Origin of the sequence: Allorhodopirellula heiligendammensis, from assembly GCF_007860105.1 — a bacterium.
Classification (GTDB): domain Bacteria; phylum Planctomycetota; class Planctomycetia; order Pirellulales; family Pirellulaceae; genus Rhodopirellula; species Rhodopirellula heiligendammensis.
Map to the genome: position 1 here is coordinate 1,055,061 of NZ_SJPU01000001.1, position 25,596 is coordinate 1,080,656.

The 25,596-nt window shown below is 55.9% G+C and carries 18 protein-coding genes, 1 tRNA gene and 1 pseudogene; 7 read left to right on the top strand and 13 right to left on the bottom strand.

Annotated elements, in window-relative coordinates:
- Window positions 1-22 precede the first annotated feature (22 nt).
- Window positions 23-2,935: a secretin N-terminal domain-containing protein gene (locus Poly21_RS04055; RefSeq protein ID WP_146406840.1), complete on the bottom strand. Its 2,913-nt coding sequence runs from the start codon at window positions 2,933-2,935 to the stop codon at window positions 23-25.
- Window positions 2,936-3,194: 259 nt separating this feature from the next.
- Window positions 3,195-4,646, bottom strand: coding sequence for a hypothetical protein (locus Poly21_RS04060; protein WP_302117468.1), 1,452 nt, complete (start codon window positions 4,644-4,646; stop codon window positions 3,195-3,197).
- Between the two features lie 214 nt (window positions 4,647-4,860).
- Between Poly21_RS04060 and Poly21_RS04065 the strand changes: the two genes are divergently transcribed.
- A tRNA-Ala gene (locus tag Poly21_RS04065) sits at window positions 4,861-4,933 on the top strand.
- A 630-nt stretch (window positions 4,934-5,563) separates the two neighbouring features.
- Here the strand turns inward: Poly21_RS04065 and Poly21_RS04075 are convergent.
- The 9 genes and pseudogenes from Poly21_RS04075 to Poly21_RS04115 form a co-directional block, all read right to left on the bottom strand.
- Window positions 5,564-6,274 (bottom strand): 3-keto-disaccharide hydrolase, encoded by a 711-nt coding sequence (locus Poly21_RS04075; protein WP_146405697.1) that lies wholly within the window; start codon window positions 6,272-6,274, stop codon window positions 5,564-5,566.
- A 14-nt stretch (window positions 6,275-6,288) separates the two neighbouring features.
- On the bottom strand, window positions 6,289-7,563 hold the full coding sequence (locus tag Poly21_RS04080) for a Gfo/Idh/MocA family protein (RefSeq protein WP_146405698.1): 1,275 nt from the start codon (window positions 7,561-7,563) through the stop codon (window positions 6,289-6,291).
- 26 nt (window positions 7,564-7,589) lie between these two features.
- Window positions 7,590-8,984, bottom strand: coding sequence for a sulfatase (locus Poly21_RS04085; RefSeq protein ID WP_302117470.1), 1,395 nt, complete (start codon window positions 8,982-8,984; stop codon window positions 7,590-7,592).
- A 90-nt stretch (window positions 8,985-9,074) separates the two neighbouring features.
- A complete protein-coding gene (locus Poly21_RS04090; RefSeq protein ID WP_146405700.1) occupies window positions 9,075-10,484 on the bottom strand; it encodes a sulfatase-like hydrolase/transferase in 1,410 nt (469 codons plus the stop codon).
- Entirely contained in the window at window positions 10,484-12,598 is a 2,115-nt protein-coding gene (locus Poly21_RS04095) for an FAD-dependent oxidoreductase (RefSeq protein WP_146405701.1), read from the bottom strand. Before Poly21_RS04095 ends, Poly21_RS04090 begins: the two co-directional genes overlap by 1 nt.
- A gap of 14 nt (window positions 12,599-12,612) precedes the next feature.
- Window positions 12,613-14,013, bottom strand: a complete 1,401-nt coding sequence (locus Poly21_RS04100) for a sulfatase (protein ID WP_146405702.1) — start codon at window positions 14,011-14,013, stop codon at window positions 12,613-12,615.
- A gap of 65 nt (window positions 14,014-14,078) precedes the next feature.
- Window positions 14,079-15,542, bottom strand: a complete 1,464-nt coding sequence (locus Poly21_RS04105; RefSeq protein WP_302117475.1) for a sulfatase family protein — start codon at window positions 15,540-15,542, stop codon at window positions 14,079-14,081.
- Window positions 15,543-15,564: 22 nt separating this feature from the next.
- Entirely contained in the window at window positions 15,565-17,037 is a 1,473-nt protein-coding gene (locus tag Poly21_RS04110; protein WP_302117476.1) for a sulfatase, read from the bottom strand.
- 59 nt (window positions 17,038-17,096) lie between these two features.
- Window positions 17,097-17,441 (bottom strand): annotated as a pseudogene (locus Poly21_RS04115) (sulfatase-like hydrolase/transferase); the annotation flags it as partial.
- A gap of 3 nt (window positions 17,442-17,444) precedes the next feature.
- Here Poly21_RS04115 and Poly21_RS04120 point away from each other — a divergent pair.
- Complete coding sequence (locus Poly21_RS04120; RefSeq protein ID WP_302117478.1) at window positions 17,445-17,879, top strand: GAF domain-containing protein; 435 nt, start codon at window positions 17,445-17,447, stop codon at window positions 17,877-17,879.
- 214 nt (window positions 17,880-18,093) lie between these two features.
- Window positions 18,094-19,170 (top strand): alkene reductase, encoded by a 1,077-nt coding sequence (locus Poly21_RS04125; protein WP_302117480.1) that lies wholly within the window; start codon window positions 18,094-18,096, stop codon window positions 19,168-19,170.
- Between the two features lie 15 nt (window positions 19,171-19,185).
- Here Poly21_RS04125 and Poly21_RS04130 read toward each other — a convergent pair whose 3' ends face one another.
- A complete protein-coding gene (locus Poly21_RS04130; protein WP_302117483.1) occupies window positions 19,186-19,557 on the bottom strand; it encodes a sulfatase-like hydrolase/transferase in 372 nt (123 codons plus the stop codon).
- A complete protein-coding gene (locus Poly21_RS04135; RefSeq protein WP_367302521.1) occupies window positions 19,554-20,546 on the bottom strand; it encodes a FecR domain-containing protein in 993 nt (330 codons plus the stop codon). Before Poly21_RS04135 ends, Poly21_RS04130 begins: the two co-directional genes overlap by 4 nt.
- A 39-nt stretch (window positions 20,547-20,585) precedes the next feature.
- On the opposite strand from Poly21_RS04135, the gene Poly21_RS04140 reads away from it, so the two are divergent.
- The 4 genes from Poly21_RS04140 to Poly21_RS04155 are packed head-to-tail and all read left to right on the top strand — an operon-like array spanning window position 20,586 to window position 25,565.
- Window positions 20,586-20,918: a hypothetical protein gene (locus Poly21_RS04140; RefSeq protein ID WP_146405706.1), complete on the top strand. Its 333-nt coding sequence runs from the start codon at window positions 20,586-20,588 to the stop codon at window positions 20,916-20,918.
- Complete coding sequence (locus Poly21_RS04145) at window positions 20,915-22,456, top strand: DUF1593 domain-containing protein (protein WP_146405707.1); 1,542 nt, start codon at window positions 20,915-20,917, stop codon at window positions 22,454-22,456. Before Poly21_RS04140 ends, Poly21_RS04145 begins: the two co-directional genes overlap by 4 nt.
- 51 nt (window positions 22,457-22,507) lie before the next feature.
- Complete coding sequence (locus Poly21_RS04150; RefSeq protein ID WP_146405708.1) at window positions 22,508-24,517, top strand: aceric acid hydrolase; 2,010 nt, start codon at window positions 22,508-22,510, stop codon at window positions 24,515-24,517.
- A 37-nt stretch (window positions 24,518-24,554) separates the two neighbouring features.
- Window positions 24,555-25,565 carry a pectate lyase family protein gene (locus Poly21_RS04155; protein ID WP_302117489.1) on the top strand — a complete coding sequence of 337 codons (1,011 nt, stop codon included), beginning with the start codon at window positions 24,555-24,557 and terminating at the stop codon, window positions 25,563-25,565.
- Window positions 25,566-25,596: the final 31 nt, after the last annotated feature.

Below are 25,596 nucleotides of genomic sequence, written 5' to 3' on the forward strand. Positions count from 1 at the left end.
CGGTTAGCACAGGTTCAGAATGCTACCGATCTCCCTGTGGAGGACCACTTCCACCGCGGTCTCGACCGCCTCCACGCTCACCGCCGCGGTCGCCTCCCCGATCTCGGTCGCCGCCACGGTCCGAACGACGGTCTCTGCTGCCGCGATCATCGGTGCGTCGGTCAGAACTACGAAAGTCGGAAGCTCGACCTCGTGCCGATTCGCCCATCGTCGTTGTGCCTAACGCGGACATTGCCTGCCGCAAAGTTTCGGCCGAAATATCTCCGGAAAACGTGACAATCTCAATTTCGCCACCGGGCTGGGCGGCGCGATCGAGTTTTTCGATCATCGATACAATCAATTCTAACAGCGATTCACCTTCGGCGCTCACCAACAGCGTGTTGCCAAGCTCGTCGACACCAATTGATAACTTACCATTGAACGAAAAGTCATTGCCACCACCGCTACGACCGCTCTCAGAGTCTTCTAACCCGGAACCCTCACTGCGATTGCTCGAACGTTTGCTGCCGTTGTTGCCACCACCTCCGGCTGAGAACGCCTTGTCGTTACTGCTGAGCAAATCACGGTAGGCCTCTTTGACTGTCTCAGCAATTTTCTCACTACGACCATAGCGAACGGTGACAAGTTTCGTAAACCGGCTGAGTTTGGGATTGACTGGCTCGGCAACATCCCACAGTTCGATCAGCTCGCGAATCGTTTGCAGCTGCGCCCCTGAAGCACCGGTGACAATGATGGTTCCCGTATCCGAATTGGGTAAAAACCTCAGTTTGCCGCCTTTAGCAAGTCCCGTGGGTCCGTCATCGCTCGCATCGCCACCACCGAAGATCCAGCGATAAATATCATTTGAGTCATCATCCTTTTCCTCAGGATCTTCAAAGTAATCCTCCAAATCGAGTGTCAGCAACGTCACCGAGGCGTTCTTGATTTTGAAGACTTCATAAGATCGGCTCGGCGGTTTGATGTCGAGCATCAAATTCTCTAGCTTATCGAGCGCTTTCGTGTCGCTGCTCGACAGCACCAGGTTGCCCTGCGCGTCAAAACGTATTTCAACGGGGGCGGGATTGGCCTCGTCCGACTGGCTCGCAGCAGACTGGTCGGCGGTCAACATGACGGCGGCATAGGCCGCTTGATCCCGCGGCCAGGCACGAACGTCATTCCCGTCTTTCACAATAGGTTCGTCGTCGGACTTCTTCGACGGTTTGTCGGGCTCCGATTGGGAGTCCAGCGACTCTTCGGAACTATCCCCCTCCTCGGTCTCGGCACCGCTCCGGCCGGCAGGATCAGAAAGCTCGTCTTCACTCGGCAAGATCAACTCATTGGGTGACATGGCCTGCCACTGCGCTTTGAGCTGCCTCAAGTACTCGAGTGTCTCAGGATTGGCTGATGCTTCGATCACGCGGACGGTTTGCCCGCTGCCGCCGGGCGGTGGAAGTTCACCAAGCTTGATCAACAGCGAGCGCACTTCCTCCATTTCCGCCTCGTTGGCCCACAACAGCACCTGCCGGTAGCTCGTGTTCGCCGCGACGCGGAATTCGTCGTCGTCCGTATCCTCGTCATCGCCGCCTCCGAAACCGTAATACGAGTATCGGCTGCGACGACTGTTGTTGTCGTCCTCCTTGCTCTTGCCCATCAGAAATGAAATGGATTCAGTAACGGCAGCTGCATCAAGCCGCCGCAACTGCAAAACCTCAAATCGGCGTTTTCCGCCATCGAGGCGTTCGATCAATGATTTGATAATGAATCGATCTGCGGCCGCGCCGGACACGATGACGGCCTTGTTGTCCTTATCGACACGAATTCTCGTCGTCGGTTCGAGCACGTTCATCTCCTGAGCAATCTCGATCAGTTTCTCGGGATCCAACGACACCAATCGATAAACTTCAACGCGGCTGGTAGCGTCAGTGAGCGACTTCAGTGAACCGCCAGGCACGTCGATTCGCTTGATGAATTCTGCGGCGATGGCCACCCGGTCAATGGGTGCCCGCACGAGGACCGAGTTTTGCCGCACATTGGCCACGATCGAAATTTCCACTTCGCTTTTGGCTGGAGGAGGTTGTCCCCCCTGTTGCTGCTGTTGCTGCATCCGCCGCATCATCTCCATCTGATCGCGGCTCATTGGTGCCGCACTCTTCTCTTTGACGCCGAGGAACTCCTCGAGCAGCGTTTTCGCCTCCTCCGCTGGAATGTGACGCAACCGAAATTCGGGGGCCAAGGCATCGCGGCTGGCCGAGTCACGCTCTTCGCCCAGCAGACGGGCAACCTCGCGAAGATTGACCGCTGCGTCCATTGCCTCGATGCGGTTCGTCGTCGCCAACGCAGTCATCTTTCCTGAGCCACTGAGCATCGGTGCCAGCTCGACAGCCAGTTTTTCAGCCGACAGCCAGCCCGCGTCTAACATCGTTCGCACGAACGAGTGATTGGGCAGTTTCTGTAGCTCTTCGACAGTCACCCAGTGCACCATCCCGGGATTGATGGCGTCCGTCTTCACGATGGTAATGCCACCCTCCAGCTCGAGCATCGTGTAACCACGTGCCAGCAAATGACGATTGATCAGGTCAGCAGTGTCAGAGATCGACAGGCGCCCGGGACTGACGAGGTTGACAGCGTCACCCGGCAATTCTTGCCAATCAATTGGTTGACCCGAGATATCTGACAGCCATCCGACCAAATCAATCCAGCCTTGATTGCGGAACCGGAAACCCACCTTCCCGTCCTCGCCCACGGTGGCCTTGAGTTCGGCAGGATCTCCTTGAGGCAGGTCTAAACCGTCCCGACGAACAACTTTTGGCGGGTTGGATCCTTCGCCACCGTCTTTTTTGGCATCGCCCTCACCCTTAGCCTCGTCCGGCTTCTCCCCTTCTTTGCCGGGCTCAGTCGGCCCACCTGAACCTCCGGGCTGGCCCGGCGGAGGTCCGCCTCGCGATGGACGCACCATCCCGGGCGGTCCTTTGGAGAACGGATCTTGAGCCACAGCGGTGGAACATGTCGTCGTCAATAGCGCAGCGGTCGCCAGAATTGGAGCTGTGGCCAGTAACTGAGTCCAAAAAATACGCACAGTGAGAACAATCGCCAGCGGAAACTAAAGTCAGAGCGAACTCGACAGCCGAGAACTCTGGCCCACTAGTATGACTGTATTCTCGCCGAAAAACAAACCATTTTTGCGATGTAAGGGCAGAGTGATGTCCGGTGACGATTTAACGCCGGGGCAACCAACCAGCAACCGATGGTTGTTTTTTCAAGCTGATCTCTGATTCACACCGAAGATCGCGAGCGCCAGCTTCGAATCGCGCGAAAAACACCACTGCCTCCCCGACCGGCACCTTCTCGTGCCAGCGGATGGGGACTGTGATCGCGTATCCGCTCGCAGGGTTTGCCAAGCTCGATGTCTCAAGCTGCCGCAATTTCTCAGTATCAAAATCCCAGCGACCTAACTTTGCCTCGTCTCCGCTCTTGTTGGGATCCAGCGCGATGATGGTAAGGCGCGAGTTATTGGTAGGTAATGGACGTGGGGTCGCTGCATCGGGCGATCGCAGCGGATCGATCGGATCGTGCGTCCGGCCTAGAACGGCGATTGGATGGCCGAATTGATCGTCCGCCCGAATCGTCAGGTCCACTCCTTCGGTCACGACTACAGGCGTCCCCTCGGCAACACTCTGCTCACCACTGGGATTCCGCAACCTCGTTTCTTCTTCCGCGCTGATTCGCACCCGGCTGGTGGTGGCATCGATCCTAATCTTGGTAGGTTGAAGTTCAATTTTCGGCGTGGAACCCGCAACCGGCCCCAGACCGCCGAGCATGCTCACGCCTGGCAACTCAATCTTGCTCGGATCGTCATCGGACTGCCCATCACGTGAACTCGGCGGTAGCGGGATGCCAGGATCAATTGGCTCAATCTCCAAGTCCTCTGTGCCCGGAGGGACAGGGCCGCCCGGTGGCGGCAGCAACTGAAAGCCAGGAGCCTCGCTCTTGCTCTCACCGGATTCTCCCTTGTCTGGATCGGTTGGAGTAGGAATAGGAACGGGGCGTTGCAATGTCCCTGGGTCGACAAGCGTACCAGGATCGACCAGATCGCCGGGATCCACCAACTCTCCTGGCTCGATCAGTGCGTCCATGTCTGGGAGGTCATCATAGTCATCGTCCCTCGCGCGGTCCGTGTTCGCATCTGGCACCGGAGCCGCCGGCGGGTTCGCGTCCGGAGTCTTCGGTCCGGGAGGGATCGTTTCACGGGGAGGATCCCGCAGCGGCCTGCCACGGTTGGGGGCCCCCTTTGTTGTCCCTGAAGCCCCGCCATCGGTCCCGTCACTCGCCCGAAATTCAGGTGAGTTCGCAGGCACATAAGTTGGATCGGATTCTGCCGGATCTACCTTTCTCGACGCCGTGGAATCGGCGAGTCGCTCGCGGCGAAGTTTGTCGATCAGGATGCGGTTTTCGTAATCGGCTTCGTACAGCTGGTCCTCTAGCTGCCGTACCTCACGCTGCAGCGATTGCCGATAAAGATCCTCCTGTGCTCGGCCGCGACATCCCGTCAGCGTGAGCAGCACGCCCACGCACAGTACGCCTGCCAACGGCCATTGCCACGCGGCCTGGGCGGCACGCGATCGAGCTCCTTGGTCAGCGGTCGTAGGGCGGTCGGGAATGCGTTTCAACGGTTCGTTCGCATGGAAAGTCAATTGGCAGATCACTTAGTTACCTAGCGAACTATCAAATCCAACACCCAGCCGTCAACGGAAATTCGTCTCTGCGAGCGATGTGGACGATGTGATCAAGAAAAGTGCGCCCACGGTCTTGACGCACCTGCGGATGACCCGATAAACTCCGCCCCTCACAGGCCAACCAGGTTCACTGGGTGGCAACAACCTCGGGGGATTAGCTCAGTTGGGAGAGCGCCTGCATGGCATGCAGGAGGTCATCGGTTCAAGTCCGTTATCCTCCACTACCCGGAACATGAGCCGCTGATCAAATGCGATCAGCGGCTTTTTTTAAAGCCTTTTCGGTGTGAATCGCTGGTCGGAAAAAGTTCAATCAGTTCGTGCGATTTGGGGCATGAATTCGCAAGTGGTTTTTAACCAATGACTTGCGGGGTTTCACTGTCCACTATCCTCACCTCGTGTTTAAGCTTGTTTCAAGTCCGGCTCGGGGAGCTTGGCTTAGTCTGGTCACACTCCGACCCGTTAACCCTCGGTCACAAGTGCTTTTGTAGCGAAGGGTTATGTCGTTTAGAAGCGATGTCAGACATTCGGAATTGGCCGGTCGGAGAGTAGCACAGATGCACGCGTTGGTGAACTTCATGCCCTCGCGAGCCAAACGCTCGACATTCGGCATCTGCAGCACCGGCGTGCGGGAATTCGGCATCGAGTCATCCATAGCAATCCTAGACCCGTTCCACGCCCAGGCATCAATATGCAGAAGAACGATGTTCGGCTTCTCAGCGGCCAAGCCTGTGCCAGCCAGCAGAAATGCGAATAAGAAAGACAAACTCGCTTGAGCGATTGATCCCGCTGGATTCATGGAAGTTCCTGGATCGTTATGACTACACGTTGTTTGTTTACAGGAATTCAAATACTTATTCATTGGTCTTTGATCGAAACTTGCGAACACGAATCGATCGAAACGAAACGTGGCGTGCTTTCTCTGGTGACTTCTTCACACCGTGTACCTGCAGCGAGATCACGCCCGAAGGATACCTCGCATACGCTTCATCATCGGCGACATCCGCAACTTGTTTGCCATTGATCCAGGTTTGAATTCGCGGGCCGACGGCCACTACACGCAGCTTGTTCCATTCTCCGTTGACCATCAGCTCGTTCCGAGTCAGGTCTTCCTGGGGCGTGATCCAGGCACCATTGCCCTGGTTGAAGATGTGTCCGGAACGCCCCGGAGATTTTCCAATATCGACTTGAGGGCCGTGGGTCGATTCCCTCGCTTGGCCTTTCGCGTTCTTGCGAGTCAACCCGGTCCGGATTTGAATGCCCGAGTTCAAGTCCGTGTGGTGAAGTTTGACTTCCAGTTCGAGTTCGAAATCACCGTACTCTTCGACCGTGTGTAGAAACTGAGTCTGGCTGGAACTCGTGCCGACGATGACGCCGTCGACAATCGCGAACTGCTTGTTGTCGCGAGAACGTTTCCAGCCATCGAGATTTTTGCCGTCAAACAGCGTGGCCCAATTATCGGCGAAGGCGGAGCCACAGCAAAGCAAGATCGCAACGAGCACGATGGTTGAAAAACACCGTAGCGTTGTCGAAAGATTAGAACGACAGGATGAAGCGGAAAGCATTTGAGGTCCTTGGGCTAGACAGTGGGAAGCGCGAATTCGGGACGTCGTTCTTTGGTCAGCAATGCATTCGCCGCGTCATCGCCGATGACCTGCTCTTCGGTGGCATCCCAGTTGATTGTGCGGCCCGTAATCCGACAAATGTTGATCAGGTGCGCGACGCTGGTGATCAAATGCCCGACTTCAACGGGAGCATTGGGTTCCTCCCGTGACTCAATGCAGTCGAGCCAGTTGCCGACGTGATTTTCGGACTCCTCGCCTTCGAAAGGAGCAAGCAGCGTCGTCGGGTTGCAGGCGAAGCGTCCTCGGTTGATTTCCAACTTGCCTTTCTCGCCAATAAAGATGCCGCCAAAAGCCGGTCCATTGTCGCTTTCGAGTCGAACAACCGTGCCGTCAGGGTAATAAAGACGGACTCCGCTCTGGCGAACGTCTTTTGCATCCGTGATCGGCTCGATTCGCGTTGGCGCGACATTATCCCAGCCCATCGCCAAATGAACCATGTCCAGGGCGTGTGCACCGCGATCGCAAATGGGGCCTCCGGTAAAGGTATCAAAATTTCGCCACCGACGGTGAAGTTGCTCGTGGTAGTCGAGCAACGGCGCCCGGTCGCAGAATTGATCCCAATCCATGCCTTCGGGAATGTCCTGCTTTTCGAGACCCGTTGCCCCGCGCGAGCCGGAGTAGTTCTTGACGAGAATTGTGTGCACTCTGCCGAGGCCGCCGTTTCGAACAAATTCACAGGAATATTGGTTGTTAGCCGTGCTGCGTTGTTGCGTTCCGACCTGCAACACGCGTTTGTGCTTGCGAACGGTTTTGACTAACGCACGGCCTTCGGGAATGCTGAAGCTGAGCGGCTTTTCGGCGTAGATATCTAGCCCTTTCGCACAGGCGATAATCGCCGCCCGCACACGTACGTGATCCGGTGTTGCGATCATGACCGCGTCAAGCTCTTCTTGCTCGAACATCTGTTCGTAATTTTGATAACGTTTCCACGCTGCGCTGGCTTTTGGATCGTTCTTATAGTCAGCCGCAAGAACATCGATCTGCGGTAGATAACAATCGCAAACGGCGACCAATTCGGCTCGATGCGACTCGCGAGACAACGCGCGTATCAGCCATTTGGCTCGATTCCCCGCTCCAATCAGCCCGACTCGCAACTTGGCATTCGCCGATGCTGGCGAGGCAGCGTAGATTGCTGACGGCAACAGACCGGACGCAGCCAGCGTGGTGGTCGCGCCGAGCGATTTCAATGCGGTTCGACGTGAAGGGTGGTTCTGAGCGGAAGGATTCATGGTAGGTCCTGAGGTTCGGGTTGTTTTCATAATGTGAAAGGACTGGACGATCTCTTCTCTTTCCCTTGTTGGGTTTCCCTACGCTTCTTGGTCAGGGCGGAGGGAAGGGGCTGAGCGGCATCCTCGAAGCCGGGGACCAAGGCGCGGAGCTTTTTGACAGTACTGGCATATTTCGGGTTATCGATCTGGTTGGTCCATTCGTGAGGGTCCTTGGTCGTGTCGTAGAACTCCGCTTCTTCGGCCCCATAGCGGGTGTAGCGTCCGAGTTCGTGGCGGATGCTGATGTAGGCAAGGTCCGTTTTGGTTTTATTGCACAATCCGGTGATGGCGGTGCTTTGCCACGGAGCCTTCGGATCTCTAAGCAGGGGGACCAGCGAGCGTCCATCGATGTACGCGGGGGGCGTTAGACCGCAGAGTTCGGCTACGGTGGGGTAGATATCCAACAGGGATACGAACCTTTCCGACATGCCCCCGGCTGTGGTGACCTCCGGCGCGCGGAACATCAACAACGTGTGAGTCCCCTCTTCCCAGAGTGTGGTTTTTTGCCAGTGGTGCTTTTCCCCCAAGTGGAAGCCATGGTCGCTGAGGAAGACGACAATGGTGTTGTCCTTGTAGGGGCTTTTTTCGAGGGCATCGAGGACGCGCCCCATCTGCGTATCGACGTAGGTAGTCGTGGCCAAGTAGGCCTGCACCGCCTCTTTATGTTTGCCGGACTTAATCACCTTGTCGGCGAAGCTCCCGATCCCGTCACTCACTCCTTTCGCCAGGGGAGGAAGGTCATCCAGGTCATCCTCCTTCAGTTCGGGAAGGACAATCTGGTCCAGGGGGTACATGTCAAAATACGTTTGCGGGACATACCAAGGCATGTGAGGATTGAAAGAGCCGTAGGCCAGAAAGAATGGCTTATCGTGTTTTTTCTCTAAGACCGCGATGGCTCGATTGGCTCCTCCGGTGTCATTCATTTGTTCTTCGGTGAGGTGGATCGGTCCCCAGTCCTGCTCGCCCCCGCTGAGTTTGGCCAGAGGCGCACCGGGAGGAGCCGGATCTCTTTTGTGGCCGACTTTATCATCCCAGTGTTCTTTCTGGTCCCAGCCGTGGGTGATTTTGCCGTAACCGAAGGTGTCGTAGCCACTCTTCTTGAACAACCCGGCCAGAGATAGCACCGCATCCTGGTTGAGTGCCTCGCTACTGCTGATGGTCTGCGCGTTGTTGTAGATACCCGATTTCCAGGGGGCTACACCGGAAAAGAACGCCGTGCGAGATGGCGAACAAACCGGCGCGGCGGTATAAGCTCGCGTAAAGTTCACTCCACTGTTGGCAAGCTTTCGAAGATTCGGTGCGACCACCTTGCCTGCATAGCGATCCGCGTTTTCCAACATCCAGCTGTTCAAGTCGTCGGCAACCAGGAAAAGCACGTTCATCGGTCTTTCCGTCGGTGTCGCTGCCCCGACCGACTGTGTGAACAGCGCAATGATGGCACCGGCTAAGAATTGTATGAGTCTGAAACGCATCTATTGTTTGCTCCTGTTCTTTCTGTTCTTCTTTGTCTTTGGATCGTCCGCACCAGGAAATCTGCCAATCGGTCGACTGTTGGCTTCGAGTTCGCTGACCGCTTCGTTCATTCTGCATCGCAGGTCCGCCACAATTGCGGGCTGATCGGCTGAGACGTCTTGAGTCTCACCGGGATCGGCTTGGAGGTTGAAGAGCGAACCCGCTGGAGCGGATGGACGCTTTCCCTCTCGACCGCTCTTTCCGCCTGGCTTTAGGTCTCGGACAAGCAGCTTCCACTGCCCGTGACGAATCATCGAGCCTGGCACGATGAATGATTCGTGGATTGGTTTTTCAACCTTCTCGCTCTTCATGTAAGGCAGGATGCTTCGGCCGTCGATGACACGGTCGCCCGGCGGATCGACTTCGGCGATCGCGCAGAACGTCGGCAGCAGGTCGATGATTCCGGTGATCTGAGGGTTCGTTGAACCGGGTTTGATGGTGCCTGGCCAGCGCATGATGCACGGCACACGAATGCCGCCCTCAAAGTCAGTCCATTTGCCATCGCGGTATGGGCCAGCATCGCCGCCGTCGATGCCAAGCACGGGGCCGTTGTCCGATGCGAAGACGAACAGCGTGTTTTCCGCGATGTCATGTTCGTCAAGTGCGTTCATGAGTTCACCGACCTGCCAGTCGATTTCACGAATCACATCACCGTAAGTGCTTCGCCGGGAAGTCTCTTTGAAAAGCTCATTCGGAATCCACGGCGTGTGCGGCAACGGCGAAGCGTAGTAGAGAAAGAACGGGCGTTCTTTGTTCTCTTTGATGAAGCCAATCGCGGCGTCGAGCAGTTTCGGGGAATGCTTTCCGTCGGTCTTGTGCTTGATCGACTCAATGCGTTTCAGGTTCCGATAGATGCCCGTACCCTGGTCGAGATCGATCATGAAACCGTAAAAGAAGTCGAAGCCGTGACGAGTGGGATTAAACGCGTCCCATTCGCCCAGATGCCACTTGCCCACAATTCCCGTCGTGTAGCCGGCGGTCTTCAGCAGCTCTGGCGTCGTGACTTCGTCCGCGTGAATTCCAATGCGGTCTTTGTTGTAGATGACTTTGGTGCAACCCGCGCGGTGCGCGTGCGAACCAGTCATGAACGCCAGACGCGTCGGCGAGCACCGCTGATGCACATAAAAGTCGCTGAACTTCATGCCCTGCTTGCATAGCCGGTCGATGTTTGGTGTCTCAAGTGAATCCGAGCCGAAGCAACCGAGGTCGCCGTAGCCCTGGTCGTCCGTCAGAAAGACAACGATGTTCGGTTTGTCGGCGGCTTCCACGACGCCCGCAGTCCACGCGAAAAGCACAGCGCAAATCAGGCTGCGTACGCCCAATCGTAGGATTCGGTATCTCATTGGTCCGTTGATCAATTTACGTGTCATTATTTCCGTTCCACAGGCAGTAATTGCAAGGCGTCTATGATCACAAAACCCGTCGTGTCTGCGTTCGTTATTTGAATTTCTGTTTTCACATCCGCACTGAGATCGACCGTTCCGATCGGGCGAAAATGTTTGCCGTTTGGAAGCGGCACGGTTTGATCGACTTGGATGCCATGGCTGTGGGGACCGGACGAAACGGTCACGGGGACGTTCTCCGCACGGGTTTCGTGCGCCGAGTAAGCCATGAGCAACTGATATCGCCCGGACTTTGGCGCTTTGAATCGAAAGTTCGCGGTCGCTTTGCCATCGCCTCTTGATTTCGCATCGTTTTCTCCGCTGAAGATGTATCCGTCTTCGACGTATGGTTTGAAATTCGTTGATGGAGACCAATTGCCTGTCAGCTTCGCTTGCTTGTCGTCCAATACAATTCCGGAAAACGAATCCGCGGCAATGGAGCCGTTCGCGGATGGCTTCTCAGGCACTTTCGGCAATTCCAGAACCTGTTTTTGAGCAAGCAATCGCTCGCGCAGTTTCGTGTAGTTGAGTTTCTGCACGGGTACTTCGTCTTTCGCTGCCAATGCGGCCGCAACACCCGCTCCCTGGCCGATCACCATCCATGCGCCTTCGATCCGGAGCGACGAGATGCCCACGTGGGTGCATGACAGCGCGATGGGCACGAGCAGATTGTCGCATTGGTCCGGCTTCGGCAGTATCGCGCGGTAGGGTACGTGGTAGGCGTAGCCAACATGCTGACCCTTCACACGCACGGGGAAGATCGTGCCTTCGTTGATCACGCCGCCATCCTTCAGCGCGATGCGTTGGACGTCATGTGAGTCGATGGGGAAGGAAGAGATTGCGATCGGGTCGTCCTTGTCCGGCTCGTCGATGATGTCCCTTTGGCTGATGACATACATTCCCTTCATGCGACGCGATTCGCGGACATAAAGGGCGGGCGGGAAGTGATCGTGTTCGACGAACTCGTCCTTGCAAAGACCAAGCTTTGCATATTGATTGCGGATCTTCGCGGGGACTGCCGGGTCGGTAGTCAGGAAGTGGATGAACTCGAGGGTGTATTGTTTGTGGGCTTCCCAGATCTTCTTTCTCCCTGCTTCGTCGGCCGAGTGCCATTCGTTAGCGCCGCCGACCAGGCCGATTGAAAATTGTCGTCCGATCGAGTTGTTGCCATCGAACTTGTTGTTGGGAAGCTTCAACTGGCCGAGCCCAACATTTCTGACCGGCAGGGGATACCTGTCATAACCAACACTTCCACCGCCACTCTTCAAATAGCGGCGGATGATCTCAAACCGGGCCGGGTCGTAGTGGTCCGGTTTGGGCATGGGCACGCGGTTGTCCGCGCTGGCGGTGAGGCACAGTCGGAAACTGTAGGTCATGATGTTGTTGTCGCCCGCCTTGTCATCGCCTGCGTCATCAGTGGTGAGCAGCGGCAACAACTTTCCGTTCTCATCGAAGCCGTTGATGTTCATCTTCTCCTTCGGGTATTGCTTCCCGGCCAGCGACTCGCCGTATTCGTCACGCCCCTCGCGACCGATGGTCCAGTCGACACCAGCGACCGCCATCAGGTCACCTTCGTAACTGCCATCGATGAACGCTCTTGCCGTGAACGTGCCATTCTTCGTGACCAGCGATGTGATACGCGGGCCTTCTTTCGTGACCGACTTGAGATAGCGTTCGGTCAGCACCGTGACCCCGGCCTCGTTGAGCATCTTCCTGGTTACCCGCATCGCGACATGTGGCTCGAACGTCCACTTTGCAGTGTTCTTCTTCGAAGGCTGGTAAGGCGCTTCAAGACCGCGATCGGTGTAGTCTTTCACGATCCGAGTATGCCATTCGTCGAACAGGCCGATCAGGGTACTGCGGACCATCTGGTTCGAGTCGCAATGACTAAGTCCACCGGTGCTCAATCCGCCAATGTGGTTCGTGGGTTCGAGAAGAATGACCGATGCGCCTTCGCGAGCGGCAGCAATCGCGGCGCAGAAGCCGCCTGGGGTAGAACCGTAGACGATGACGTCCGCTTTGCGGGGTTCGTTCACGTGAGTGTGCGAAGGAAACAAAAGGAAAGCGGCGAAAGCGACAGCAATGAGGTGACAAATCTTCATGGGAAATCCAGTATTTATCTTTCTGTTTGACCCCGTTGGGGCGAGTTTGTCTTTGGAAGGTGTTTCTTTAGTCGCCCGATCACCTTGGTGTGCAACCCCGAAGGTAGCGGCTTTGAAGCAATGTTGTTCCACTCATTCGGGTCGGCTTGGTGATCGTAAAGTTCTCCGCTGCCATCGGCGTATCGGATATATCGCCAACGCTCGTCACGCATGGCGTGATTGTTCCGCCCCATCGTTGAAATGGCGACATGCTTCCAGTCCGCGTTTGGGTTCTCGAGCAATAGCTGGAGACTGACGCCTTCGAGCTTTTGATTCGCGGGCAGGCCGCAGAGCTCGATCAGCGTTGGGTAGATGCTCAACAACTCGACCGGCTTGCCGCATTTGCCTTTAGAGCCACCGGGCAGGCTGATGATGAGTGGGACGTGCGTCGTGCGTTCCCAAAGTGAAAACTTCGACCAGCGTTGTTTCTCGCCGAGGTGGTAACCGTGGTCGGAGAACAGGACAACGATGGTGTTCATTGCGTGCGGGCCCGTGTCCAGCGCATCGAGAACGCGGCCGAGTTGTTCGTCGGTCCACCGAACGCTAGCGAGGTAACAGTGAACCGCCTGTTTCCAGCGACCTTCTTTCCGCATCCAGTCATGTGTCGGAATCTTTGGATTGCTCATCGACACCTTGCGCGCAGCGTCGGGGATGTCATTCCAGTCATCCTCATCAACTCGCGGTAGTTGCACGTTCTTGAAACTGTCGTAAACGCGACGTGGCGGAAAGAACGGTACATGCGGACGGTAGAAACCAAAGCCGAGGAAAAACGGTTTGTCGTGTTCTGCGCCAAGTTGCTCGGTCACCCAGGTGGCCACGACGTGATCGGCGAACTTCGATTCGTCGTAGTCCTGGGGGCCGAAGTCCCAGATGCCGTGCCATCCTTTCGGCTTGTCGTGAACTTTCTTGTCGAGCCCCTTGCGCCAATGTCCCGGACGCGGCCCCACGACTTGGAAATAGTCTTTCACGGGAGCACTGCTGTGAAACACTTTGCCTGCGGTCAGCGTCTTGTAACCATTGGCTGCAAAATGGGCAGGCAGACTGACATGCGAACTCAAGAACTCGGGCTCTTCGGCAACGGGATAACGATTGCTGTAGAAGCCAGTCGAAGAAGGTCGACGTCCCCACAGCAAGCTAATCCGTGAAGGATTGCACATCGTCCCCTGACAATGTGCGTTCGTGAAAAGCATCCCCCGCGCCGCGAGGCGATCGATGTTCGGCGTTTGCGCCTGCGAGTGCCCACCGAGGCAGCCGACCCAGTCGTTCAGGTCATCGACCGCGATCAGCAGGACATTCGGCGACTCAGCTTGAACGCCGACCGTTCCTGAGCTCGCGAATATCAACAGGCAGCACAAGACCAACTGCAACAGCTTCAAGGTCTTCTGTTTTTTATGCCATCTGTTGGCAAAGTGAGGTCTTCGCAATTTGAAGTGGCCAATGCTCATCGTTCGCTTGCAACTCCGGCAGGACGTAGATTCTTTCTGAGTTCCGTTTCGAAGGTCGCTAGTTTCCGCTTCAGACGCCGGGCGATCTCGGGATGTTCGTCGATTAGGTTGGTATTCTCGCCGATGTCATCACTCAGGTTATAGAGAGTTTCAACGCTGACCTTCTTCGGCTGGCTTTCCGCGGCGGGTTGTTTCTTCGACTTCTTCACCTTTGACGGCTTGTCGGTGGCCATTCGATACTTCCAATGGCCGACGCGGATTGCATCAACGCTTCGGCCTCGCAGGTAATAGATCGCTTCGTGAGGTGACTTGGCGTCCGGCTTTTCGGCGAGCAAAGGCCAGATATCTTTGCCATCAATCACGCGGTCGTCAGCAACGTCACCGCCCGCAAGTCTTGTCAGCGTCGGCAGCAAATCCATGCCGGTGATTGCTTCGTCGGATTCTGTGCCCGCGGGAATTGTTCCCGGCCAGCAAGCGACGAAGGGGACTCGGACGCCGCCTTCGAGAGTCGAGCCTTTGCTGCCTTTCAACGCGCCGGCGCTGCCGCCTTTGCCAGTGTTGGGGCCCTTGTCCGACGTGAAAATGACCAGCGTGTTCTGATCGAGTCCAAGTTCCTTCAGGGACCGCAGAATCTCGCCGGTGCTCCAGTCGAGTTCCTGAATGGTGTCGCAATAGATGCCTCGTTTGCTGCTGCCCACGAACTTCTCGGACGCATGCAGCGGGATGTGCGGCATGTTGTACGTTAGGTACACAAAGAACGGTTTGTCTTTGTTTTCGGTGATGAAGCGAATGGTCTCACGCGTGTATCGCTGCGTGAATTGCGTCTGGTCCGCGGGAACTTCAATGACAACGTTGTCGCGAACAAGCGGACAGGCCGCCGTCTCTCGCTTGAGGATTCCGTCGCGAGTGTAACCTTCGCGAAACACGCAGTCGGCTGCGTACTTCTTAATCGTCGGGTAATAGAACTGGCTGTTGGATGACGGCGTTCCGTACCAATAATCAAACCCATGATTCAGTGGCTGAAACATGTCCTGGTTGCCCAGATGCCACTTACCAATGATGGCCGTCGCAAAACCCTGACCTTTCAACAGTTCCGGTAACGTGATTTCGTCAGGGTTCAGCCCATGATTGTTTCGCGGAAACATCACACCGCCAATACCTACCCGAGTCGAATGGCTGCCGGTCATCAGCGCCGCGCGAGTCGGAGAGCAAACAGCCGAAACATAAAAGCTGTTGAACTTCGCTCCCTCAGTCGCCATGCGGTCGATATTTGGTGTGGCAATATCCTTGGCCCTGAAGCACGACAGATCGCCGTATCCGAGATCATCGGCCAGGATGACGATGATATTTGGGCTCGTTTGGTCTGCCCTCGCATCACCGGGAGAAACCGCCGCCACGCAAATCACTGAAAGGCAAGCGATGAGCGCTCCCTGGATGACTGACCGAACGCGTTTATTCATAGGAACTCTTTTGCTGTGCATGTTAGCGTCCCGTCTTCGATTGATTCTGCTTCAGTGCGGGGTCGGTGTAGGGCAGATACTTTGGATGTGGAATGTAATTGCCTTTACCTTTCTCCCAGCGGAAGGTTTCGCCTTCGACGACCAGATCGCGACGCGAGTTGAGCTTAGGTTCTGGCTCGGCAAACTCGGTCGGTGCCGATTCCCGCCGCCTGGTGATAACGTCCGCGTACTGCGGATCAGAAGCGAGATTGTTCCACTCGTGCGGATCCTCCTTGACGTTGTACAGCTCCTGGTTCTTGTCATCGTAATGAATGAAACGCCAGTCGCGATTCATCAGCGTGTATTCGCCGGGGTTGATGTACGGAAGGTAGACGGTGCGGTCGTTTGCTTCGGCGGGCTCTTTCAGCGTCGATGCCAGCGAAACGCCTTCGAGTTTCTGTCGCGGTGCAGGAAGGTTGCATCGTTCAACCAGCGTTGGGTAGATGTCGATCAGGCTGACGGTCACGTCGGTGCGTTCACCTTGGGCGACGCCGGGGCCGGCCCAGACGAACGGCACGTTGGACGTTCGTTCCCACAACGTGTGCTTGCCCCACTGGCCTTTTTCGCCCAGGTGATAACCATGGTCACTCCAAAGCACGACGATGGTATTGTCGGCATAGGGGCTTGATTCGAGCGCGTCCAGAATCCGCCCGACCATCGCATCGGCGTAGCTCGTGCAGGCAAGGTATCCGTGCAGAGCGTCCTTCCAGGCTCCCATTGCGACGAGCTTGTCGTAGTGCACTTTCTTGCGATTCTGGCGTTGCTTACGAATCTTGTCAGGTAAATCTGCCAAGTCATCTTCTTTGAACGCCGGAGTCTCGATGGCGTCTCGATCATACAGATCAAAATATTTTTGAGGACAGTAATTGGGGTAATGAGGAGCATAAAAGCCGCAGGCCAGAAAGAACGGTTTGTCGTGTTTTCGACCCAGTTGTTCGACCGCCCAGTTGGCTCGGATTGTGTCGGCCATCTCCTCTTCCCGTTCTTTCGGAACTGCCCCCCATTCCAGGAACAGTCCGCCGGTAATCTCTTTGCCTTTGTTGTAAACGCTGGCCGGAAATGGCTGTGGCACGGGTGTGTCACTGCTCCACGATTCCAGCGCCCAACCGCCTTCACGCTGGAACTGATTTCTCAGGAAGAACTCTGTCCAACCACGCTGGTCGATTGCTCCGGCTGGATGATGGAACAGCTTGCCAGCGCCGAGCGTGGTGTAACCCGCTTTGGCGAAACTTGTTTGTAGCGACTCAATCTCCGGATGATGCACAAAGTAGTTCGGAGTCTCGTAGCATCCGGTTGTTGAAGCGTACTGGCCGGAAAAGATCGCCGCGCGACTGGGCGCACAGAAGACTCCGGCGGTATGAGCGTTGGTAAAGCACACGCCACGAGCAGCCAGCCGACTAATGTTGGGTGTGATCGCATTCGGTCGTGAATCGAGACAGCCAACAAAGTCGTTCATGTCGTCGACCGCCAGGAAGACGACATTCGGCTTGGTGTTGTCAGCACTGACCATCGCGGTAGGTAACCCTCGTCACCTGGATCACCTCGCATGTGCCACTTGCCAACGTGACCGCTGAGGTAACCAAGCGGCTCCAAGGCTTCGGGGATCGTCATTGTCCCTGGATCAATCGTCTGGTCCGAGACACATGGAATGACGGGAAAGTTCTTATACTGGCGGCCTTCGTCGTAATACTCTTGCCCGCGGGAATTCATGTAGACGGTGTATCCGTTCCTCGGCGACGACTGTCCCGTCTGAACACAAACTCGCGATGGAGAACACTGGGGCGAAGCGTACGCGTTGCGAAACTTCATGCCTTCCTTGGCCAATCGTTCGATGTTCGGCATCTCGAGGGCGGGCAGACGCGCGTGCTCAAGCGACTGGTCCAAGGTGCTTCGCTGGAAGAAGTTCTTCACACGCTGGTGAATGTGGCAGAAGAATCGCGACCCGACATGATTGCGTCGGTGCTGTTGGTCGACCGGAAAACTGGCTGCCTCCGAAATGGCGCGTCTCGCAAAATTCCTGAACACTATTGCCGGATTATCGAAGGAACGATGCCGGATCCAAATGCCGGCTCATGCGGCACGGCGGCATTCACTGGCAAACGCGTGATTGTGGAAGATATTAGCACCGATCCGCTTTGGGCCCGCGATCGCGAAATTGCGATGGATGCCGGTTTTCACGCGTGCTGGTCGGAGCCAATCATTAGCTGCCTGTCCGTCGCCGGCACTGCGCACGTATGGGCAGTCCAGAATCGAGATTGTCCGCCGCTGGGCAGTTGTTCGTCGCCGCGCTCGTGTTGATGCTGAACTCTCGGTGAGCTATGCCAATGGCATGCACCTTGCGATAATGGCATGCAGCCTGCGATACATGAAGCCCAGTTGAAACAGAAATCAGACGGCCAGCCCGCTTGTGTGGGATTGACTGCAAACACGCAGCCTGGACCACGCGGCACTCAACACATATAGGAATATCGAAATGCTCACCGCGACCACATCTTCCTCTCCAACTCAACTGATGAGTCCCCTCCAAATCGGCGAACTCACGTTGCGCAACCGAATCGTCATGGCTCCGCTCACGCGAGCCCGCGCGGGTGAGAGTCGAATCGCCAACGACTTGATGGCCGAGTACTACTCACAACGTGCGTCGGCGGGACTAATCATCAGCGAAGCAACCGTGATTTCCGAACAGGGAATCGGTTGGCCAGACACGCCGGGTATCTATAGTGACGAGATGGCAGATAGCTGGACGCGGGTCGTTGATGCAGTCCATGATCGGGGAGGCCGAATATTCCTTCAATTGTGGCACACTGGACGTGCGTCGCACAGCGAATTTCACGATGGCGAGTTGCCGGTCGCGCCGTCGGCGATTGCCATTGAAGGTGGCGAAGTTCACACGCCGACAGGCAAGAAGCCGTACGAGATTCCGCGAGCACTGGAAACCGACGAAATACCCGGAATCGTCGAAGACTATCGGCAAGCCGCAAGGCGCGCGATGTCAGCTGGATTCGATGGTGTCGAGATTCATTCAGCCAATGGCTACTTACTTGACGAGTTCTTGCAGGCGAAATCCAACCATCGCACAGACCGGTACGGCGGTAGTATCGAAAACCGATATCGCTTGCTGGGTGAAGTCGTCGATGTCGTGACAACGGTCTGGCCCGCCGATCGTGTTGGCGTGCGTCTCTCACCAAACGGTTCCTACAACGGCATGGGCTCGTCAAACTATCGAGAGCAGTTCACTCACGCAGCCCAGAAACTCGATGCGTACGACTTGGCTTATCTGCACATCATGGATGGAACGGGTTTTGGTTTTCACGAACTCGGACCAGCAATGACGCTGAACGATTTCCGCGAAGTGTATTCAGGGCGACTGATGGGCAACGTGGGTTATGACAAGGAAGCGGCCAACGCCGCCCTTGCCAGTGGGGCCGCCGATCTGATTGCATTTGGTCGCCCCTACATCAGCAACCCTGACTTAGTTGAACGGTTTGCCAACGACTGGCCGCTTGCGGAGACTGCAGACATGTCGTTGTGGTACACGCCGGGCGCACACGGCTACACAGATTTTCCGACGTACACCCCGGCCAAGTAAAACAGGCAGTCTGCACTACGTTGTTCTCAAGAAAGTGAAATGACCCAAAATTCCTCCGATCCCGCCGAGACGCTGATAGCGAGTCCCGGTTAACAGCGCTGCCCGAGACCCGGAGCACACTGCGCAGTCGACATAGAAGTCATCAAACACCATCCCCTCGGCCGCCATGTGGTCGATGTTAGGCGTCGTAACGTCTTTCGTCGCTGCTTCGTCTTGCGCACCAACGTCCGCCCAACCAAGATCGTCGGCCATGATGATGACGACATTGGGCAGAGTTTCGGCAAACGTTATACTGGGCGACGTTAATACAGCCAGAATTGCTAACGCGATCTGTGTCAAAACAGTTGAGGTAAATCTCAGCTGCGCAACAGTTGTCTTGATCATCATGGTTGTTCCTTTGCCTTGACTGCCACGCCGTACATCGTTGAGTGCATGCCGGCGGGTTTGCGATCAGGTGGGGGACCGAGTTTGAGTTCGCCCTTGCCGACCGACTTTTTCCAGACCTCAAATGTCATGTAGATGCCATCAGGTCCTGATTCAGCGTCTGGATGATTGGAGATTTCGCGATGCCATGGACCGGTGTGCAACCGGGTGCCAGTAGGCTCAAACTGAGACTGCAACCAATCAGGCACCTCGTTGGGAGCCACAAGCAAATAGACGTCGGCCGGTCCGTTCAAAACCAGCGACAGTTCGAAACGCTTGAAATAGCTGACGCGATAGTAGGTGCGAATCAGATCGGCTCCTTCCAACCAACTCGGAAACGGCTCACCCGGCATGGATGTCCAGACCGGGTTTTCCTTGTCTGTAAACGCCAAGGCGCCTGGTTTCATGCCTCCTCGCACCACACCGTAGAACCGCCTCAGTTCACCATCATGAAGATTGTCGTCAACTTCACGTACCACACCCGAGCTTGGTATTCCGGTCAATCCCGTGCGGTCTGCTGCGAGCGAAATCTGTTGCCAACGCTCGTGGCCGCCGCGGGCGGAAAATCGCAATGCTTCGCCTTCGGTCAGCGTGACGAATTCGCCCGAATTCGATCGCATGGCTGGATGGAATTCAACCGAACCGGAGAACACGGCAACCCGAGATTCACCGCTTCGGCCGGCTTCGATGCCAATCTCCGTACCCAGGTCGACGACTTCTCCAGCATCGGTAACGACAGTGAAACCTTTACCGTTCTCGCCGAGGTTAGCGCTCAGGCAGCCTGCGACGAGTCGAAGACGCATGTTGCTTTCAAACGTTGCCTCGACGGGCGTTACCAGTTCCAAACGCACACCAGACGCAAGCATCATCGTCAATGTTCCGGACTGAAGCTGGATATCCGTCAGTTTCAATTCGTCCCCGACACGCAGCGGAGATTCATATCCCGAGCGCAATCGAGAGACGAGATAGACTGCCTCACTGGCGAGTCGGCCTTGTCAATCAACACGCAGCTGCGGATCGGACTTCCAGACAAGGCTGTGCGTGGACCGCCTGAACTCGCTCGTAAAACGGAGCAAAAAGGCTGGATGCCCGGCATTCAGTTCTTCGCCACCTTAGGATGCCGTGAATATGCGTTTCATGTCAGGGAGACTTGCTGTTTGGAGATGGATACCCTGCCTAAGATCTCGGGTCCCGCCCACGCTGCGCCTCCTGCGTCACTAACAAAGGTTCCGCTCGGCAGTTCCGACGGAAATGGTTTGCAGCGATGTGTGACGCTGACGAGCCCAGGATTTTCGTTCTCAATGCACATGGAACTATCCTCATGATTGCCAATGACCACCAGCACGCTGCGACCGCGAGTACGGGCGCACAGGACTGCGTCCCGACCCCATCGACTCATCGCGACCGCGTTAGAAGCTTCCCAACGCACCTCAGCGGCGCCGTTGGTTTTCTAGCTCTATGCCTGGCTACGTCGGGGCTCGCCTACGATCGTTCGCTATGGGCCGCGGATAAGCCACGCGTGATCGTGACTAGTGACGGCGAAATCGATGACGAGTGCTCCATGGTTCGTTTCCTGCTGTATGCAAATGAGTTTGACATCGAGGGGATTATCACCTCCAGTTCGCAGTATCACGCACACGGTCACAATTGGGCTGGAGACGATTGGGCAGAGCCTTATCTGGCAGCGTATGCTGAAGTGTATCCGAACCTCGTTAAGCACGACCCCCGCTATCCGGCGCCTGAGTACCTGCAAGCCCGCACTCTGCTGGGTAACGTGAAGTCAGAAGGTGAAATGGATGAGGTCACTGCGGGCTCCCAGCGGATCGTGGAAGTATTGCTGAATGAATCGGACGCGCGTCCAATCTGGATCCAGGCCTGGGGCGGGACCAACACCATCGCTCGAGCATTGAAAACGATCGAGCAGCAGCATCCCGAGCGAATGGCCGAGGTGGCCGAAAAGATCCGCTTCTATTTGATCTGGGAACAGGACGAGACTTACCAAAACTACATTCGCCCGCACTGGGGAAAGTTTGGGATCGAGACCATCATCTCTGATCAGTTCATCGCCTGGTTTTACCATTGGACGAAGTACGTGCCCGCGGAAGAACAGAAATATCTGGACAGTTCCTGGATGCAGGCGAATGTTCTCAACGACCACGGACCGCTGTGTTGCCTGTATAAGGCACATGTGAAGGGCGACCGAGGGTTCAGCGCAGGCGATTTCCGATCTGAAGGAGATTCGCCCGCATTCTTCTATAACATCCCCAACGGTATGCGCAGTGATGAATCTCCAGGCTGGGGCGGTTGGGGCGGCCGCTTCGTCAAAGTTCGTGAGAACACGTGGCTCGATCCTGTGCTGGAACCGGGCTACCAATATCCTGAGGGTCGCTGGTACACAAATTCTGCGTGGGGTCGCCAGCGTTTGAAGCAAGAAATCCCTAGCGATGCCGAGTTGATTGCCTATCTCAAACCTCAATGGCGTTGGGTCGCCGCGCTGCAGAACGACTTTGCTGCGCGAGCGGATTGGTGCGTCAAGGAATTCAACGGAGCCAATCATGCTCCCATCGTCAGCGTAGACGGAGAATTGACGCGGCAGGTGAAGTCTGGCGAGATTGTGAACCTCGCTGCCACAGCAATGGACCCCGATGGAGACGAACTGAACGTCCGCTGGTGGCGTTATGACGAAGCGGATTCGGCGAAGGCAGCCGTCACCATCAACAAGAGTGACAGCCTGACCGAGGCCAGCTTCGTTGCGCCGAACGAACCTGGCAAACAAGTTCATATCATTCTCGAGGTCACCGATGGTGGCACGCCACCGCTGGTTCGTTATCAGCGTGTTGTTTGCAATATCCAGGGCGATTGAGTTGATTCCTTTCGTAGACCGCTGACGCACCGATTTTCACAAGCGATTCTCATGAGACAGTTCCATCACATCCTCTTCATAGTTTTGTCTTTGTTCGCCGTACAAGCCGCGGCGCAGCCAATTCACGTCAGTCCGTGTCGCAAGGTTGAACCCCTGCGCCTGGCTGACGTGCAGTGGACGGACGGTTTTTGGAAACAACATTTCGACACGTGCCGCGACAAAACGGTCCCGGCTCTGTGGGATATCATGCGAGGAACAAAGTACAAACCGTACCTGGAGCATTTCCGCATCGCCGCTGGTTTGTCAGAAGGTGGATATCACGGTGCGCCTTTCAACGATGGCGACTTTTACAAGTGGATCGAAGCAGTTTGTGCGATCCAAGCGACCGGGCCCGTCCCGCCATGGGATTCGCGCCTTGAGGAAATCATCGAGATCATCGGAAAGGCACAACGAGCGGACGGTTACATCCATACCCCGGTATTGATCGCCAATCTCAACGGCGATGAAACAGTCAAGCCATTCGGCGATCGATTCAACTTTGAGATGTACAACATGGGGCATCTGATGACAGCGGCTTGTGTGCATCATGATGTGACTGGCAAGGACAGTCTTATGATCATCGCCCGCAAGGCGGCCGACTTCCTTGACGAAACCTATCGCAATCCGACAGCCGAGCAAGCGGGACACGCGATTTGTCCGTCGCACTACATGGGCCTTCTCGATCTCTATCGCGCCACCGGCGAACCACGCTATTTGAATCTCGCCCGAAGGCTGATTCAAATGCGAGACGAAATCGTCAGTGGCGGCGATGACAATCAAGATCGACTGCCATTTGCTCGCCAGACCGAAGCGGTCGGTCACGCTGTCCGTGCCACGTACCTGTACGCTGGAATTGCTGACATGTATTGCGAAACCGGTGACGAAAAATTGTGGGAACCGTTGACAGCGATCTGGAATAATCTCGTCGAGAAGAAACTCTATATCACTGGCGGTTGCGGTGCTCTGTACGATGGTGCTTCGCCAGATGGATCAAAAAACCAGGCTGCGATCACACGAGTTCATCAGGCTTTCGGGCGTAACTATCAGCTCCCCAACACTACTGCCCACAACGAAACATGTGCGAATATTGGCAATGCGCTTTGGAACTGGAGAATGTTTCTCGCCAGCGGTGAAGCAAAGTACATCGATGTGATCGAGCGGGCGTTGTATAACTCAGTGCTCTCCGGCGTGAGCTTGGACGGAACGGACTTCTTTTATACCAATCCGCTGCGAGTATCTGAATCTGCTCCGGTGGACCTACGTTGGCCCCCGGAGCGGGTTCCGTTTGTAACGTCTTTTTGCTGTCCGCCAAATATCGCGCGGACGATCGCTCAGGTCAGCGGCTTTGCGTACGGAAAGTCTGACGACACGATTTGGGTGAATCTGTACGGTAGTAACGCACTTGACACTTACCTGGCAGACGGACGTCACATTGCCATCACGCAGCGTACTGCATATCCATTCGATGGCAACGTGCAGATCACCGTCACCGAATGTGACCGACAGCCGATGAAAATCAAGCTGCGGATTCCAGGTTGGGCAACTTCGGCGACGCTCAGCGTCGACGGTGAACCGACGGCACAGGAACTGATACCAGGCACATACGTTTCACTTGAAAGAGTCTGGCAGCGAGGCACCGAAATTGCACTGTGTCTGGCGATGCCCCCTCGGCTGATCGAGTCGCACCCTCTCGTGGAAGAAACCCGGAATCACCTTGCTGTCCAACGTGGCCCAATCGTGTATTGCCTGGAATCGATTGATCTTCCGACTGGGACATCGTTGGAGGAAGTGCGAATTCCTTCTGATATCACGCTGCGGTCGCGGCACGACACGAGCCTACTCGGCGGAGTCAGTGTTCTCGAGGGCACCGCCATCTCGAAACCCACCGGCGCCTGGCAGAACCAACTCTACCGAGAGTTCGACGCTTCTAACGCGACCCCAGTCCCGATCAGACTGATCCCCTACTACGCATGGTCGAATCGAGCCAAGTCCGAAATGTCCGTCTGGCTGCCGCAAGAGTAGCCCAGCAGCCCTACGCGCTTCCCCAATGAGGTACCCCATGAAGATTTCACGACGCCCGCGCATCTCCGCCCTACTCCATGTTGGGCTCGCAGTCGCAACTTTACTCAGTGCCAATCGTATGCTTCAGGCAGACTGCAACGCGGCCAGCAATCAGCTGGTGGGATGGGCTGCGGTTGCCGGAAACGGCTTGAAGACAACAACCGGCGGCGGCGATGGAGACGTTGTCACCGTTCGCTCGATTGACGCCCTGCGAAGCGCCGCGTCGAGTGACAAGCCGCTTGTCATTCGGATTGAAGGAACTCTAACCGGTGGTGGCAAGCTAAGCATTGCTTCTAACAAGACGCTGATTGGAATCGGCTCCGATGCGACGCTGAAAAAGACAGAACTCAATATGAGCGACGTATCAAATATCATCATTCGCAATCTCACGATCATGGATGCCCGAGATGCAATCGCAATGCGCCGAACACACCACGTTTGGGTTGATCACTGCGATTTGTCGGCGTGTGAGGATGGTTTACTCGACATCACCAATCAATCCGACTTCGTGACCGTTTCGTGGACGCGATTTTCAAAGCATCACAAAACGATGCTGATCAACAGCGGGACCTCGCACCCTGAAGATGAAGGAACGCTGAACACCACCGTTCATCACTGCTGGTTCGATGGATCTGATACCCGCAATCCGCGCGTCGGGTATGGGAAGGTTCATGTGTTTAATTGTCTTTACAATTCCAATGACTACGGGATTGGCTTGCATTCTCGCTGTCTTGTCAGGGCCGAACGAAACTACTTTGACCATACTCGCAACCCAATCAAGCAAATGTATCGTGAGAATCCTGCGGATATCCATCACGGCTTCTGTGAGTCAGTTGAAAACATTTTTACAAACTGCAGCGGCACGCAGGATAACGAGTCTCAAAGCTTCTCTCCCACAGATTTCTACCGGTACGACTTTGCGATGGATGCTGCCGCCGACGTACCGGGGATTGTGAGAGCCGGCGCGGGTCCAGCGACACAGTTTGAAACAATCCCACCGCCCCAATAAGCGTATTTTTGCTCCAACGAATACATAGAGG

Excerpts from the sequence above, each read along its gene's own strand:
- Poly21_RS04055 (WP_146406840.1), bottom strand. The coding sequence starts at position 2,935 with ATGGTGCGTCCATCGCGAGGCGGACCTCCGCCGGGCCAGCCCGGAGGT.
- Poly21_RS04075 (WP_146405697.1), bottom strand. The coding sequence starts at position 6,274 with ATGCTTTCCGCTTCATCCTGTCGTTCTAATCTTTCGACAACGCTACGG.
- Poly21_RS04080 (WP_146405698.1), bottom strand. The coding sequence starts at position 7,563 with ATGAATCCTTCCGCTCAGAACCACCCTTCACGTCGAACCGCATTGAAA.
- Poly21_RS04085 (WP_302117470.1), bottom strand. The coding sequence starts at position 8,984 with ATGAACGTGCTTTTCCTGGTTGCCGACGACTTGAACAGCTGGATGTTG.
- Poly21_RS04090 (WP_146405700.1), bottom strand. The coding sequence starts at position 10,484 with ATGACACGTAAATTGATCAACGGACCAATGAGATACCGAATCCTACGA.
- Poly21_RS04095 (WP_146405701.1), bottom strand. The coding sequence starts at position 12,598 with ATGAAGATTTGTCACCTCATTGCTGTCGCTTTCGCCGCTTTCCTTTTG.
- Poly21_RS04105 (WP_302117475.1), bottom strand. The coding sequence starts at position 15,542 with ATGAATAAACGCGTTCGGTCAGTCATCCAGGGAGCGCTCATCGCTTGC.
- Poly21_RS04110 (WP_302117476.1), bottom strand. The coding sequence starts at position 17,037 with ATGAACGACTTTGTTGGCTGTCTCGATTCACGACCGAATGCGATCACA.
- Poly21_RS04125 (WP_302117480.1), top strand. The coding sequence starts at position 18,094 with ATGAGTCCCCTCCAAATCGGCGAACTCACGTTGCGCAACCGAATCGTC.
- Poly21_RS04130 (WP_302117483.1), bottom strand. The coding sequence starts at position 19,557 with ATGATGATCAAGACAACTGTTGCGCAGCTGAGATTTACCTCAACTGTT.
- Poly21_RS04145 (WP_146405707.1), top strand. The coding sequence starts at position 20,915 with ATGATTGCCAATGACCACCAGCACGCTGCGACCGCGAGTACGGGCGCA.
- Poly21_RS04150 (WP_146405708.1), top strand. The coding sequence starts at position 22,508 with ATGAGACAGTTCCATCACATCCTCTTCATAGTTTTGTCTTTGTTCGCC.
- Poly21_RS04155 (WP_302117489.1), top strand. The coding sequence starts at position 24,555 with ATGAAGATTTCACGACGCCCGCGCATCTCCGCCCTACTCCATGTTGGG.